Source organism: Microbacterium ginsengiterrae (assembly GCF_014205075.1).
In the GTDB taxonomy this organism is placed as follows: Bacteria; Actinomycetota; Actinomycetes; order Actinomycetales; family Microbacteriaceae; genus Microbacterium; species Microbacterium ginsengiterrae.
In genome coordinates, this window is record NZ_JACHMU010000001.1 from 2,310,240 (window position 1) to 2,324,576 (window position 14,337).

12 protein-coding genes and 1 pseudogene are annotated in these 14,337 nt (G+C 64.8%); 10 read left to right on the forward strand and 3 right to left on the reverse strand.

What is annotated here, in order from left to right:
- Positions 1 to 39 precede the first annotated feature (39 nt).
- From HD600_RS11205 to HD600_RS11250, 10 genes and pseudogenes are all read left to right on the forward strand, one after another.
- A complete protein-coding gene (locus HD600_RS11205; protein WP_260980456.1) occupies positions 40 to 648 on the forward strand; it encodes an acyltransferase in 609 nt (202 codons plus the stop codon).
- A complete protein-coding gene (locus HD600_RS11210; protein ID WP_184283723.1) occupies positions 645 to 1,742 on the forward strand; it encodes an aminotransferase class I/II-fold pyridoxal phosphate-dependent enzyme in 1,098 nt (365 codons plus the stop codon). The genes HD600_RS11205 and HD600_RS11210 overlap by 4 nt, the downstream gene beginning before the upstream one ends.
- A complete protein-coding gene (locus HD600_RS11215; protein ID WP_184284834.1) occupies positions 1,739 to 2,740 on the forward strand; it encodes a Gfo/Idh/MocA family protein in 1,002 nt (333 codons plus the stop codon). Before HD600_RS11210 ends, HD600_RS11215 begins: the two co-directional genes overlap by 4 nt.
- Complete coding sequence (locus HD600_RS11220) at positions 2,740 to 4,518, forward strand: ABC transporter ATP-binding protein (protein WP_184283725.1); 1,779 nt, start codon at positions 2,740 to 2,742, stop codon at positions 4,516 to 4,518. The genes HD600_RS11215 and HD600_RS11220 overlap by 1 nt, the downstream gene beginning before the upstream one ends.
- A gap of 48 nt (positions 4,519 to 4,566) precedes the next feature.
- Positions 4,567 to 5,631, forward strand: coding sequence for a glycosyltransferase (locus HD600_RS15225; protein ID WP_184283727.1), 1,065 nt, complete (start codon positions 4,567 to 4,569; stop codon positions 5,629 to 5,631).
- A 17-nt stretch (positions 5,632 to 5,648) separates the two neighbouring features.
- On the forward strand, positions 5,649 to 6,818 hold the full coding sequence (locus HD600_RS11230) for a glycosyltransferase family A protein (protein WP_241731851.1): 1,170 nt from the start codon (positions 5,649 to 5,651) through the stop codon (positions 6,816 to 6,818).
- Between the two features lie 48 nt (positions 6,819 to 6,866).
- The gene (locus HD600_RS11235; protein ID WP_184283731.1) at positions 6,867 to 8,162 is read left to right on the forward strand and encodes a nucleotide sugar dehydrogenase; all 1,296 of its coding nucleotides are present in this window, start codon (positions 6,867 to 6,869) and stop codon (positions 8,160 to 8,162) included.
- Positions 8,096 to 9,232 (forward strand): annotated as a pseudogene (gene glf, locus HD600_RS11240) (UDP-galactopyranose mutase); the annotation flags it as partial. The gene HD600_RS11235 and the pseudogene glf, both read left to right, overlap by 67 nt.
- 76 nt (positions 9,233 to 9,308) lie before the next feature.
- Positions 9,309 to 10,103 (forward strand): ABC transporter permease, encoded by a 795-nt coding sequence (locus HD600_RS11245; protein ID WP_184283736.1) that lies wholly within the window; start codon positions 9,309 to 9,311, stop codon positions 10,101 to 10,103.
- Entirely contained in the window at positions 10,103 to 10,840 is a 738-nt protein-coding gene (locus HD600_RS11250) for an ABC transporter ATP-binding protein (protein WP_144795580.1), read from the forward strand. The genes HD600_RS11245 and HD600_RS11250 overlap by 1 nt, the downstream gene beginning before the upstream one ends.
- Here HD600_RS11250 and HD600_RS11255 read toward each other — a convergent pair.
- From HD600_RS11255 to HD600_RS11265, 3 genes are read right to left on the reverse strand one after another with little or no spacing between them, the layout of a single operon-like run.
- Positions 10,837 to 11,463: a hypothetical protein gene (locus HD600_RS11255; RefSeq protein ID WP_184283738.1), complete on the reverse strand. Its 627-nt coding sequence runs from the start codon at positions 11,461 to 11,463 to the stop codon at positions 10,837 to 10,839. The genes HD600_RS11250 and HD600_RS11255 overlap by 4 nt on opposite strands.
- Entirely contained in the window at positions 11,463 to 12,416 is a 954-nt protein-coding gene (locus tag HD600_RS11260) for a glycosyltransferase (protein ID WP_184283740.1), read from the reverse strand. Before HD600_RS11260 ends, HD600_RS11255 begins: the two co-directional genes overlap by 1 nt.
- Positions 12,413 to 14,323 (reverse strand): glycosyltransferase, encoded by a 1,911-nt coding sequence (locus HD600_RS11265; protein ID WP_184283742.1) that lies wholly within the window; start codon positions 14,321 to 14,323, stop codon positions 12,413 to 12,415. Before HD600_RS11265 ends, HD600_RS11260 begins: the two co-directional genes overlap by 4 nt.
- Positions 14,324 to 14,337 lie beyond the last annotated feature (14 nt).

The following is a 14,337-nucleotide window of genomic DNA, read 5'->3' on the forward strand; positions in this document are numbered from 1 at the left end:
TCAGTTCCATGAGCAACCCTCTCTTGAAAGGTCGAGCACGTGAATGACTCCCCGGTGCGGATAACCGAATCCGCGGATGTCGCTCCGACAGCGGCCATCGGCAAGGGCAGTTCCATCTGGCACCTCGCGCAGGTGCGTGAGGACGCTCAGATAGGGGAGAACTGCATTATCGGGAGGGGCGCCTATATCGGAACGGGCGTCGTCATGGGCGACAACTGCAAGGTGCAGAACTATGCCCTCGTCTACGAGCCCGCCAGACTCGGCGATGGTGTCTTCATCGGTCCTGCAGTCGTATTGACCAACGATGTCTATCCCAGGGCCATCAACGAGGATGGTTCGCTGAAGAGCGCCGCAGACTGGCAGCCCGTCGGGGTGACCATCGAACGCGGTGCATCGGTCGGGGCGCGCGCGACGTGTGTCGCGCCCGTGACGATCGGCGCATGGGCGACGGTCGCTGCTGGGGCCGTCGTTGTGAAGGATGTTCCGGCTCATGCGCTCGTCGCCGGGGTTCCGGCTCGGCGGATTGGCTGGGTGGGGGAGCACGGCGTGCCGCTGGTTCCCGGCGCACCTGATGGTGTGTGGGTGTGTCCTCAGACCGGAGCGCGCTATGTCGAGACCGACGAAGAACTGACCAAGGAGTCGCTGTGAACGCGTTCATTCCCCCGGCGAAACCCATCATCGGAGCAGAAGAGCGAGAGGCGGTCGACCGCGTGCTGCTGTCCGGGATGATCGCGCAGGGAGCGGAGGTTGCGAGCTTCGAACAGGAGTTCTCGGAACACTTCGTGCCAGGTCGTCCATCAGTGGCGGTGAACTCCGGGACGGCCGGTCTGCATCTGGGCCTGCTGGCTGCGGGAGTGGGTCCCGGGGACGAAGTGATCGTTCCTTCGTTCACCTTTGCGGCTACGGCGAACTCGGTGGCGTTGACGGGCGCGACCCCCGTTTTCGCGGACATCGAACCGCGTACCTTCTGCCTCGATCCGGACGCGGTCGCTGCGGCGATCACTTCGAAGACGAAGGGCGTGATGCCGGTGCACCTGTACGGGCATCCGGCCCCGATGAAGGAACTCGTGGCTCTCGCTCAAGAGCGTGGAATCGACGTGTACGAGGATGCTGCGCAAGCTCACGGAGCATCCCTGGATGGACACCCTGTCGGCTCCTTCGGCGCGTTCGCGATGTTCAGTCTCTATCCGACGAAGAACATGACCAGCGGTGAAGGCGGCATGATCGTCGGCGCCGACGAGGACATCGCCCGCCGGGCGCGTCTCCTACGCAATCAGGGCATGGAACGCCAGTACGAGAACGAGATCGTCGGCTTCAACGCGCGTATGACCGACATTCACGCAGCGATCGGGCGCGTGCAGCTGACAAAAGTCGACGCCTGGACGCGAACTCGCCAGATGAACGCGGATTTCCTCGACAAGAACCTTCGCGGTGTCGCGACTCCGCCAGTGGCGCAGGGCGCAAATCACGTCTATCACCAGTACACGGTCCGCGTGCCTGAAGACAGAGATGGATTCGTGGCCGCCCTCAAGGACGAGCACAACGTCGGAGCGGGCGTGTACTACCCGATACCGAACCATCGTTTGCCGTCGCTGAGGCGATATGCGCCCGGCCTGGAACTCCCGGTGACCGAACAGGCGGCCGCGGAGGTCGTTTCTCTTCCCGTCCACCCGTCGCTGAGCCAGGGCGACCTGGATCGAATCGTTCATGCGGTCAACACCGTCGCTGGAGCGGGCGCCTGATGACTCTGAGAGCGGGCCTCCTCGGCGTCGGCATGATGGGGCGGCATCACGCGAGAGTGCTGCGCGAGCTCGACGGTGTCGAGCTCGTCGCTATCGCGGATCCAGGAGGGGACCCGCACGGCGTCGCAGGTGGGCTGGGGGTCCTTCCGGATATCGATGCGCTGATCGCGGCGGACATCGACATCGCCATTGTGGCGGTGCCGACGCGATTCCATGAGGAAGCCGCCCTGAAGCTGGCCGCAGCCGGAGTGCACACCCTCGTTGAGAAACCGATCGCGCACACCCTCGATGCGGGCCGTCGTATGGTCGACGCCTTCGCCGAAGCGAAGCTGGTCGGCGCTGTCGGGCATATCGAACGCTTCAACCCCGCGCTTCAAGAGCTTCGGCGCCGGATCGAAGCGGGGGAGCTGGGAGCGGTGTATCAGGTGACCACGCGACGGCAAGGTCCCTTCCCGGCTCGAATCGCAGATGTCGGTGTCGCCAAGGACCTCGCGTCCCATGACGTCGATCTCACCGCTTGGGTCGTCCAGTCGGACTACGATCTCGTTTTCGCGCAGACTGCGTACAAGAGCGGCCGTGAATACGAGGACATGATCACGATCACCGGACGCACCAAGTCCGGGGTGATCGTGAACAACATCGTCAACTGGCTCAGTCCTATGAAGGAGCGTGTGACTGTCGTCACGGGCGAGAAGGGCGCGTTCGTCGCGGACACCAGCACGGGCGACCTCACGTTCTACGCCAACGGCACGGTTCCCATCCAATGGGACTCTGTTTCTTCGTTCCGCGGAGTCTCCGAGGGGGATGTCACCCGTTACGCCTTCGCCAAGCGTGAACCGCTTCGCGTGGAGCACGAGGCCTTCCGCGACGCTGTGCTCGGGGAGGAAACAGACGTCGTGACCATGGCGCAGGGGCAGCGGACCCTGGAGGTCGTCGAAGCGGCGCTCAACGCCGCGCGCACAAACTCGATCGTCTCCCTTGCAGGCAGGGAGGTCTGATGCGTCCGCTCTGGAATGCGCTTCGCCAGCTGCTCGAGCTCCTTCCCAGAGACGCACGAACGTTCCTCATCCGCTACTCGATATCCTCGTCGGCGCTGGCTCTCCTCGACGTCGTGGCGCTCGGTCTGCTCGCGATCGTGTTGGCTCCCATCGCTGCGGGCACAGCCGTCACGCTTCCGTTGATCGGAACCGTCGACGCGGATCAGGTCGTCTGGGTGCTCGTGGCGGCGTGCTCACTTCTCATCGTGAAATCCGTCATTGCCTTGCTTCAACAGTGGTATGTCACGCGACGGATGGCACAGTTCGAACTGATCATCGGAGACCGCCTGTTTTCGGCGTACATCCGGGCGCCCTGGCTCGAAAGGCTCAAACGCAATTCGGCGGAGCTCGTGCGGATGGCCGATGTCGGAATCGCGAACACCACCTCCGGGCTGATCCTTCCTGTCGCGTCGCTCCCTTCTCAGGTCGTCACCTTCATCGCCGTGCTCGTTGTCCTCTTCGTCGCGCAACCCGGAATCGCTGTCGTCACGGTGGTATACCTCGGCATCGTCGCGGTGATTCTGTATCTGGCTGTTTCTCGCCGGGCCGTCGTGAATGGTCGCCGGAACCGCGATTTCTCATTCCGCACCGCCACCTTGATGACCGAGATGGTCCAGGCGCTCAAAGAGATCACGCTGCGTGATAAGGCACAGGAGGTGGCTGACCACGTCAATGAGAATCGTGCCGTAGCGGTACGAGCACGAGCCACGATCGCTTTTCTCGGTGCAGTACCGAAATTCGTGTTGGACTCTGCAATGATTCTGGGGTTCCTCATCGTGGGTGGTGCGGGATACGTCTTCGGCGGAGCGACCGGCGCTTTCAGCGCGATCGCCCTGTTCGGCATCGCAAGTCTTCGCATGGTTCCGTCCATGTTGCAGTTCCAAGCGGTGATGACATCGACTGCCTCGACGCTGCCTCACGCTCGCGCGGTCATCAGAGACATCAAGGATGCGGAGGGCTACGCGGCTGCGGCGGAGCACATCAGTCACGGGCGGCTCGACGAGGATGCGCGCCAGCTGGAGCTGGTCGACGTCTCGTTCCGGTACCCCGGTGCGCAGCATGCCGCGCTCGATCATGTGAATCTGACGATCCCGTTCGGTACCCACGTGGCATTCGTGGGAGAATCCGGCGCGGGAAAGTCGACCATGGTCGATGTGATTCTCGGACTTCTCACGCCCACTGAAGGCGCTATCCGGGTCGACGAGACAGATCTGTCGGCCGTTCTTGGCACCTGGCGTTCGAGAGTGGGCTTCGTGCCGCAAGAAGTCGCGCTGTTCGACGGCACGATCGGGCAGAACGTCGCACTCACCTGGAGTGACGACTACGACAGGGACGCAGCCCGGCGAGCTGTCGCGCGCGCTCAGCTGGCGTCTGTCGTCGACGGGCGGGCGGGCGGGCTGGACGCGCGCGTGGGGGAGCGGGGTCTGGCGCTCTCCGGCGGACAGCGCCAGCGGTTGGGCATCGCTCGGGCACTCTATACGGACCCGGTTGTCCTGGTGATGGATGAGGCAACATCCGCCCTCGACACGCAGACCGAGGATGCGGTGACCACAGCGATCAGCGGATTGCGCGGATCCGTCACCGTCATCACAGTTGCTCACCGACTTGCGACCATCCGCAACGCCGACCTCATCTGCTTCTTCCAGGGCGGGCGGATCGCGGCGAGAGGGAGCTTCGAAGAAGTGGTTGCGGCGGCACCAGAGTTCGCCGAACAGGCTCGGCTCGCCGGACTCGTATGAGGCAGCCCTGCGTGGGGCGCCAGAAATGAGCGATGGTAGAGTGAACGCGTGCGCGTCTGTGTAATCACCACTTGGTTTCCTACGGCGCTCAACACAGGCGCCGGTTCGTTCATCGCGCGTGATGCCGTGGCCCTGTCCAAAGACCACGATGTCGCGATCATACATCTCGTCGGTGACGATCTCGACGACGGCGTGAGGGAATTCGCGTATGCGGGAATCCCTGTGGAGCGGCTGCCGATCGACGTGCGTACACGAGCCGGCAAAGTCGCTGCTATGCGTGAAGTGCCGCGCCGCCTCCGCGGGTTCGACCTCGTTCACACGATGGCAGCTCCCGCGATCACACCATTCGTGTTGCGGCGCCCGAAGGTGCCATGGGTCCACACTGAGCACTGGTCTCAGCTCGCTGTCATCGCTCAGGGCGGTCGCACTGCTGTGGATCGCTGGGCGATCGATCGTACGTTCTCCGGACCAGACGAACTCGTTGCGGTGAGTGAATATCTCGCGGACTTGGTGCGCCGCGTCCGGCGCAAACCGGTCGACGTGGTCGGCAACATCGTGGACAGGCCAGCGCAGGCCACCCTCGTAGCTCGCACTGGACCGTTGCGTCTTCTCGGGGCGTCGAACGTGATCCCATCCAAAGGCTGGCGCATCGCAGTCGATGCGCTCCGAATACTTCTCGAACGAGGGGTGGACGCTCACCTCACCTGGCTGGGAGACGGCCTTGAGTTCGAGGCACTCAGGGCTGCTTCCGCAGAGCTGCCGATCTCGGTGCCTGGGCGGGTGGACAGTGACGGGGTGGCACGCGCGATGGCCGAGGCAGACGTGTTCGTACTCCCCACAGAGCGGGAGACTTTTTCGTTGGTCACCGTGGAGGCCCTCGCCGCGGGCGTGCCCGTCGTCACCAGCGGGGTAGGTGCTCATGTGGACTTCCTTCGCGGTGGTCATGGAGTCGTGGTCGACCGAGACGCGCAAGCAATCGCCGACGGCATCATGGCAGCCGAGACGATCGACCGCAGTGCCGTGCGCGCACATGGGGAAGAGCTTCTGACCGCGTTCTCGGAAGAGAGCTTCCGCGCGAACTATCTGGCTGTCTATGAAAGGGCTGTTCGTTGACCGTGCCCACCGTCGACATGATCATCGCCGTCCATGACCTGCGCCGAAACGTATCGCGTGCAGTCCGGTCCGTGATTCAGGACGCGGACCCGACGATCCGCGCCTTCATCGTGGCTCACAATCTTCCTGTCGAGGATGTGCGTCTGGCGCTGGCGGATCTGATCGACGAGAACCCTGGACGTGTCCGGGTGGAACAGCTCGACGACGGAATCAGAAGTCCCTCTGGTCCGTTCAACTACGGGATGCGGTCGTCCACAGCGGACTACGTCGGCATCATGGGGTCCGATGACGAGCTCGACCCGACGTCGATCAGAGAGTGGCGTGCGTGTGCGGAGGCTCGCCATGCCGACGCTGTGATCGCCAAGGTCGTCCGCGGAGCGAATCGCGGACTGGTGCGGTCTCCGGCTAAACGGGTCTGGAAGTTCGGAGCCCTCGACTTCGCGAAGGATCGGCTTTCCTATCGAAGCGCTCCGCTCGGCCTCATCCGACGCGACGCGGTGGAGCGCTTCGATCTGCGACTGCTCGAGGGCGCCGGGAACGGCGGTGACCTGCCGTTCGTCACACGTCTGTGGGCCCTCGGGCGCGTCGTACCGTCGACTGGCCTGGGAGCTTACGTCGAACACGCCGATGCGCCGGCGCGCGTGACGTGGGCAGCCAAACCGATAGACGAAGAGCATGGCTCGATCCGCTGGATGCTGTCGGGCACCTTCATCAACTCGCTGCGCCCGTCGTACCGCACCGCTTTGGGAACGAAACTGCTGCGACGCAACGTCATGGATTCGATTCGCAAGCGCGATGGTGGGCGTGCGCTCACGAACGAGGACATGGCAGGTCTTCGGCGCAGCATCCAGATGATCTTGGCGTACGCTCCACGCAGCCGCTGGCTTGTATCTCGGGCGCACGGCGCGATGATCGAGGAACTGTTGCGCGATGCTCCGCGGCGTGAGGTGATAGTGGGGTGGGATGAGATCGCTGCCAATCCCTCACATCGCGACTCTCTTCTGCCCGCGCGGTTGCGATTCGTCCTTCACCGTCAGGCACAGCCGCGCTACGCGGCAGCGGCGGCTCTGATCAAGGTCGGGTCCTCGCGATACCTGCCGGCCGCAGTTCGAGCGACGATCGCACTGGCGACCACGGTCGTCGCCATCGTGGCCGTGCTTGTCGTACGTTCCGTCTCTTCCGGCTGAGCCGCGGCCCAGATCTCTGCCCGCCGAGCGACGGCTTAGACTGGAACAATGCGTATCGCCGTCGTGGCCCTCGGAAAGATCGGGCTTCCCCTCGCCGTCCAGTTCGCCTCCTCCGGTCACGATGTGATCGGCGTCGATGTCAACCAGAAGGCGGTCGACACCATCAATGACGCGCGTGAGCCGTTCCCGGGTGAAGCGCATCTTCAGGAGAGGCTCAGCGAGCTCGTCCCTGCCGGTCGACTGCGCGCGACCACCGAGTACGCCGAGGCGATCCCTGGCGCCGATGCTGTCGTGCTCGTCGCCCCCGTGTTCGTCGACGACGAGACCTGGGAGCCGGACTTCAAGTACATGGACGCCGCGACGCGCTCGCTGGCCGAGCATCTCACTCCCGGCACGCTCGTCTCCTACGAGACCACCCTCCCCGTCGGCACGACGCGGAACAGGTGGAAGCCCATGCTCGAGGAGGGCTCCGGGCTGAAGGAGGGGAAGGACTTCTTCCTCGCCTACTCTCCGGAGCGGGTGCTGACCGGTCGTGTGTTCGCCGATCTGCGCAAGTACCCGAAGCTGATCGGTGCGCTCTCGGAGGAGGGCAACCGCCGCGCGCGCGAGTTCTACGAGGCGGTGCTCCAGTTCGACGAGCGTCCGGACCTCGCCCAGCCCAACGGGGTCTGGGATCTCGGCTCCACCGAGGCGTCGGAGATGGCGAAGCTCGCCGAGACGACGTACCGAGATGTGAACATCGGGTTGGCTAACCAGTTCGGTCTGTTCGCGGCTTCGCACGGCATCGACGTGTACAAGGTGATCGAGGCGTGCAACTCGCAGCCCTACAGTCACATCCACCGTCCGGGGATCGCCGTCGGCGGTCACTGCATCCCCGTGTACCCGCGTCTGTACCTGTCCACGGACCCGGATGCGGACATCGTGCGGGTCGCTCGACAGCTCAACGCGTCGATGCCGGAGCGTCTGGTGGCGCAGGCGGCGGGAATCCTCGGCGACCTCACCGGGCAGAAGGCCGTCGTGCTCGGTGCCGCCTACCGCGGCGGGGTGAAGGAGACTGCGTTCTCCGGCGTGTTCCCGACCGTGACGGCGCTGAAGGACCGCGGGGCAGAGGTGGTCGTGCACGACCCCTTGTACACCGACGAGGAGCTGCGCGGTCTCGGGTTCGAACCGTACGCGCTCGGTGACGCCGCGGACCTCGCCATCCTGCAGACCGACCACGCCGACTACAAGGTCCTCTCCCCGGCGCACATCCCGGGCGTCAAGCTGCTCGTCGACGGGCGCAATGCGTCCGACGCCGCGCTTTGGGCCGGTACACCGCGCATCGTCGTGGGGACGGCCGCCTGATGGATCTCCTCGTCGTCGGCTCCGGTTTCTTCGGGCTCACCATCGCGGAGCGTGCCGCGGAAGCCGGCCGCAAAGTCACCGTCATCGAGCGCCGCTCGCACATCGGCGGCAACGCCTACAGTGAAGCCGAGCCGGAGACCGGTATCGAGGTGCACCGCTACGGCGCGCACCTGTTCCACACGTCGAACGCGACGGTCTGGGAGTACGTCAACCGCTTCACGACCTTCACGAACTACGTCCACCGCGTGTACACGAACCACAACGACGTCGTGTACCCGATGCCCGTGAACCTCGGTACCATCAACCAGTTCTTCCAGGCGGCGTACTCGCCCGATGAGGCACGCGCACTCATCCGGGAACAGGCGGGGGAGTTCGACGTCAAGACGGCGCAGAACTTCGAGGAGAAGGGCATCGCCCTGGTCGGCCGGCCACTCTTCGAGGCGTTCTTCCGGGACTACACCGCAAAGCAGTGGCAGACCGATCCGCACAAGCTCTCCGGCGACATCATCAGCCGTCTCCCCGTGCGTTACAACTACGACAACCGCTACTTCAACGACACGTGGGAGGGGCTCCCCACCGACGGCTACACCGCCTGGCTCGAGCGGATGGCGGACCACCCGAAGATCGAGGTCAAACTCGACGTCGACTTCTTCGACGAGGCCCAGCCGCTGAACCGTGCCGCACTCGTCGGACAGGTGCCGATCGTCTACACCGGCCCCGTCGACCGATACTTCGACTACGCGGAGGGGGCGCTCAGTTGGCGCACGCTCGACTTCGAGCAGGAGGTCCTGAACGTCGGTGACTTCCAGGGCACGCCCGTCATGAACTACCCCGACATGGATGTCCCGTTCACGCGCATCCACGAGTTCAAGCACTTCCACCCTGAGCGCAAGGACCTCTATCCGACGGACAAGACCGTCATCATGCGCGAGTTCTCCCGGTTCGCCGAGAAGAGCGATGAGCCGTACTACCCCGTGAACACCCCCGCGGACCGCGAGGGCCTGCTGGCCTATCGCGAGCTGCAGAAGGGGGAGAGGGATGTCCACTTCGGTGGTCGCCTCGGCACCTACCAGTACCTCGACATGCACATGGCCATCGGCTCGGCGCTGTCGATGTGGAACAACACCCTCTCCTAGACTCGGAACCGTGAGTCACGCCGCTGTCGGGGCGCCGGGAACGCCCCGGCGGTATCTGCATTCGCTGTGGCTGCTGTCGGCCCGCGACCTCAAGGTCCGCTACGCCACGAGCTTCCTCGGCTACCTCTGGTCGGTGCTGGACCCCCTGGTGATGAGCGGCATCTACTGGTTCGTATTCACGCAGGTCTTCCAGCGGGACGTCGGCGAGGATCCGTACATCGTCTTCCTCATCAGCGCGCTGCTGCCGTGGGTGTGGTTCAACTCGTCGGTCTCGGACTTCACGAAGGCGTTCAAGAAGGATTCGCGACTGGTGCGGTCGACGAACATCCCCAGGACGATCTGGGTGAACCGCATTGTCTTGAGCAAGGGGATGGAGTTCCTCTTCTCCCTCCCGGTCCTCGCACTGTTCGCGATCTTCTCACCCGGGACGCAGTTTGGCTGGGGCATCCTCTGGTTCCCCGTGGCCGTACTGCTCCAGGTCATCCTGCTCGTCGGCCTCGGGATGCTGGTCGCGCCTCTGTGCGCACTGTACGCCGATCTGGAGCGTACGACAGGTCTGATCCTGCGCGCCCTCTTCTATGCGACGCCGATCATCTACAGTGTGTCGAACCTGCCCGGCCCGTTCGAGACGATCGGATCCTTCAACCCTCTCGCAGGGATCTTCACCCTGTACCGCATGGCGTTCTTCCCTGATCAGTGGCACCAGAACACCGTTCTCATCGGCGCCGCGATGAGTCTGCTGATCTTCGCGCTCGGGTGGTGGGTGTTCCACTCACTCGAGCGATCCGTGCTGAAGGAGTTGTGATGTCGGCTGCGATCGATGTGCGAGATCTCGGTGTCCAGTTCCGACGGAACAGGCGAGGGCGTCGCAGCTTCAAAGACCTCTTCGCTGACGCCTCGCGCCGCAGCAGGCCGGGGGAGTTCTGGGCGCTGCGCGACGTCTCGTTCACCGTCCGTCCCGGCGAGTCGATCGGCGTGGTCGGACGCAACGGGCAGGGCAAGTCCACACTGCTGCGTCTGGTCGCGGGCGTGCTGCTGCCGGACGAGGGCTCGGTGACGGTCAACGGGGGAGTGGCGCCCCTGATCGAGCTCACCGGCGGTTTCGTCGGAGACCTCACCGTCCGGGAGAACGTCCGTCTCACCGCCGGCCTGCACGGGATGCCGAAGCAGGAGATCGCGCGCCGCTATGAGGACATGATCGCCTTCGCGGAACTGCAGGACTTCCAGGAGACGCCCTACAAGCATCTCTCGAACGGCATGAAGGTGCGTCTGGCGTTCTCCGTCGTCTCCCAGCTCAACGAGCCCATCCTCCTCGTCGACGAGGTGCTCGCCGTCGGGGACAAGGCTTTCCGCGACAAGTGCTACCGGCGCATCGACGAGTTGCTCGCGGAGGGTCGCACGCTCTTCTTCGTCAGCCACAACGAACGTGACCTCCGTCGTTTCTGCACGCGAGGCTTATACCTCGACAAGGGGGCGCTCGTGCTCGACGCGGGCATCGGCGAGGTCCTCGACCGGTACAACGCCGACCACTCGGGCCGTTAGAGCCCTGCGATGGAGCGAAGCGCGCTCAGCGCATCCCGCGAGGCCTTCAGCGGCCCCTGCGGATCAGCGCCGGCATCGTACGCCGATCGCAGCGTCTTGAGCTCTGCGGCATAACGGGACACCGCAGAGGCCCAGTCGCCGGCGATCGCCTTCGGCGTCGCCGCCTCGGCGAGATTGGCCGCGTCCTGCTGGAGCGAGTCCACGATCTGGGCTCCCACCTCGGGATTGGCCGCGGCAAGATCCAGGCCGCGCGTCGCGTCATCGAGGCGCGGTTGCACCCGCTCGGTGAACGTTTCGAGGTCGGGCTCGGCGACGGGCGGAGGGCTCGTCTCCGGCTCCATCGTCGGCTCGGGATCCGGGTGCGCCGACGTCGGCGTCGGCGTCGGGGTGGACGTCGGCGTCGGTGTCGGCGATGCAGTGGTCGTCGGGCTCGACGTCGGCGTCGGAGAGGACGTGGGCTCCTGGACGGGCGCGCCGCCGCCCGAGAGGGCGAACGCCATCGCCACTCCCGCGACCACGAGGACGGCCACCGCGATCCCCACGATCAGCCATACCCGCCCGCTCCGGGGCTTCTTCTGCTCGTGGAAGACCCATTCGGCCCTGGGCTGCTGCTCGTCACTCATCAGTTCTCCAACGAAGGCATCGGGCGCCAGGTGCGGTCGCGGCCGATCCGACCGCCGTCGCGGAGCCCGCGGAACAGGTTGCTGGTGCCCCGGACCGTGCGCTCGACGAAGACGAGGCGGATCAGTTCCTTGAAGAACGTCGCGGTGGTCCCGAGCCCGAACAGGACAGGGTTGTAGACGCCGTGCACCCGGTAGTAGTTCTTGATGAACGCCCGGTTGCGCATGATGTAGTAGCGGTACGCGTTACTGGAGGCGTTCATGTGGCGCACGCCCATGTCCCACTGCTTGATCTCACGCGTGCGTCGGAGGACGAACTCGTTCACGATCACCGCCGTGGTCAGACGCGAGGCGAGCCATCCGTACATCTGGTCGTCCCAGTAGATGAAGAACCGCGGGTCCGGGAGACCGACCTGGGTGACGATCGATCGGTGGATGAACATCCCCTCGAAGCATCCGCTGTTCATCTCCTTGAAACCGGAGTCGTCGAAGCCCGCCGGCGCGAAGGGGATCGGGATGCCCATGCGATCGGCGATCCGGTACTGCCAGTAGAACTCGCTGCCGTCGTAGTCGTAGCGCCGGCCCTGGATGCTCTTGAACCGCGGCGCCCACTTGCCCATCTTCGCCAGGCCGTCGGGGAGGACCTCGACGTCGTCGTCCATGAGCCAGATCCACTCGCTGCCGAGCTCGTAGGCCGTCCGCATGCCTTCGCTGAAACCGCCGGAGCCACCGGTGTTGCTGTCGAGCCTGCGGTACACGATCTCGGTGCCGATGCCGTCCCTGAACGATTCGACGACATCGGTCGTGTCATCGGCGGATGCGTTGTCAATGATCACCACGTGGCCGGGCTTCGGTTCCATGGCCGTGATGCTCTTCAGAAGACCCGCGAGGAGGTGCGATCGGTTGTAGGTGACGATGACGATCGTCGCTGAAGCAGGGTCGAACGACGTGGTCATGCCTTCTCCTCGAAGATGCTGTGCCAGGACTCCGGGGAGACGAGCTCAGGGAGCGCCTGACGGTATCGCTTCTGCAGCTCGGGCCAACGGCGGCGCAACTGCGCATGCAGGCGGAAGCTCTCCCGCAGCATCCGGCGATACTTCCGGCGGTCGCGGGTGTAGATGTTCTTCCCCGAGCCGTCCGCGGTGCTGACGAGGGCGCTGTCGAAGGCCGGCAGACGCCACCAATGCGCGTCCTCCTTGCCGAACTCGACCTCGGGCCGTGCGACGTTCTCCGGGTTCGGCTGGTGGAGCCAGTGCGCGATGAGCGTGGACACCGTGAACCAGCGGAGCCGGAGACCGGAGGGGTTGTCCAGGCTGTTCCGCGACATCTGCTTGTAGACCTGGCGGCCGCGGCGCGAGTGCAGCACCGTGGAGGGATCTCGGTGCACGACCGTCTCAGGGTATTCCGCGGCGAGGGCGCGAGCGGCGGGCATCGCCGTTGCGAGGTTCCGGCGCATGTGGGCGGGACCGGACAAGACGTCCTGAAGTGCGCGTGCGCGCAGCGCCACAGGGTAATACTGCATCATCATGAGGTGCTTGAGGTCGACGCGCCTGCTGTGCCTGATGAGGTGTCCGCCACGAGGCATATTGGAATGCAGGAGTCCAGCGACGATCCGGTTCCTGGCGTGGAAGTACGCCTGCCAATCGATGGTGTCGTCTTTGTTCACCCAGGAGACGTGCCACAGGGCCACGCCGGGAAGGGACACCGTCGGGAAGCCGGCTTCACGCGCTCGAAGGCAGAATTCCGCATCGTCCCACTTGATGAATGCCGGCAGTGCGAGCCCGACCTTCCTGATCGCGTCCAGCGGGATCAGGCACATCCACCAGCCGTTGTAGTCGGCGTCCATCCGCATATGCAGCAGGCTGGACTGACGCAGATTCGATGAGCCGAAGTCGTGCGGCATCTCCTCCTGATAGAGGTTGCGCCACATGAAGGGAGCCTCGTCGACGACCTCGGCCCAGCCGTGCAACTTGGGCCGGTCGAGCAGATCGAACATGTGTCCGCCGACGAGCATGGGAGTCGTCGCGTACTGCCCGAACACGATGGAGCGTCGCAGCGACTCCGGCTCCAGGCGCACGTCGTCGTCGAGCAGTTGGACGAAATCGTTGTCCGGTCGCTGCAGAGTCTCGTGCATCGCCCTGGCGAATCCGCCTGAGCCGCCGAGATTCGGCTGGCGGATGATCTGAAGCGTCTCACCCAGCGCCTGTGCAACCTCGTCATAGCCCTCCTGGGCCGCGACCAGCTGGGTGCCCTGATCGACGAGGAAGATCCGGTCGACGAGTTCGAGCGCATCCGGTGCCGCGGCAAGTGCCTGCAGCGTCTCCACGCAGTAGTCGGGCTTGTTGTACGTCGTGATGCCCAGCGACGCCTTGCCGGTGCGCTCGGGAGCCTGCTCAGTCGTCCACTCGGCGCGCTCCAGGACCGCGGATTCGTCCTCGGCGACCATGTCGAACCAGATCCACCCGCCGTCGCTGTACTGCGTCAGCGCGAGGTCGAAATCCGTCACTGACTCGCCGCTCACTTCCCGCGTGTCGACGCGCTGGCGTACGCCCGATCCGTTCGACCGATACACGAGGATGGTCGCCGGTCCGGTCGTACGGACCGTGAGCCGCACTTGGCGAACCCCGGTCCAGTGCTGCCAATATGACGCAGGGAACGCGTTGAAGTACGTGCCGAGGGAGACACGGCGCCCTGCCGTGATCCGTGCCCTGTGGCGGTCGAGAATGTTGCCGAGTTGCGCGCGATTGGAGACGCGCACCGGCTTGTCGCCGATCAGCGACCACGTCTCCGGGTCGGCGTACAGCGGAAGAAGGTCAGGGTCGCGATCGAGGGGGAAGACGACGTTCTGAAGGACGTGGGCCACGTGTGGGATCTCCG

Excerpts from the sequence above, each read along its gene's own strand:
- HD600_RS11220 (WP_184283725.1), top strand. The coding sequence starts at position 2,740 with ATGCGTCCGCTCTGGAATGCGCTTCGCCAGCTGCTCGAGCTCCTTCCC.
- HD600_RS11230 (WP_241731851.1), top strand. The coding sequence starts at position 5,649 with ATGATCATCGCCGTCCATGACCTGCGCCGAAACGTATCGCGTGCAGTC.
- HD600_RS11235 (WP_184283731.1), top strand. The coding sequence starts at position 6,867 with ATGCGTATCGCCGTCGTGGCCCTCGGAAAGATCGGGCTTCCCCTCGCC.
- HD600_RS11250 (WP_144795580.1), top strand. The coding sequence starts at position 10,103 with ATGTCGGCTGCGATCGATGTGCGAGATCTCGGTGTCCAGTTCCGACGG.
- HD600_RS11255 (WP_184283738.1), bottom strand. The coding sequence starts at position 11,463 with ATGAGTGACGAGCAGCAGCCCAGGGCCGAATGGGTCTTCCACGAGCAG.
- HD600_RS11260 (WP_184283740.1), bottom strand. The coding sequence starts at position 12,416 with ATGACCACGTCGTTCGACCCTGCTTCAGCGACGATCGTCATCGTCACC.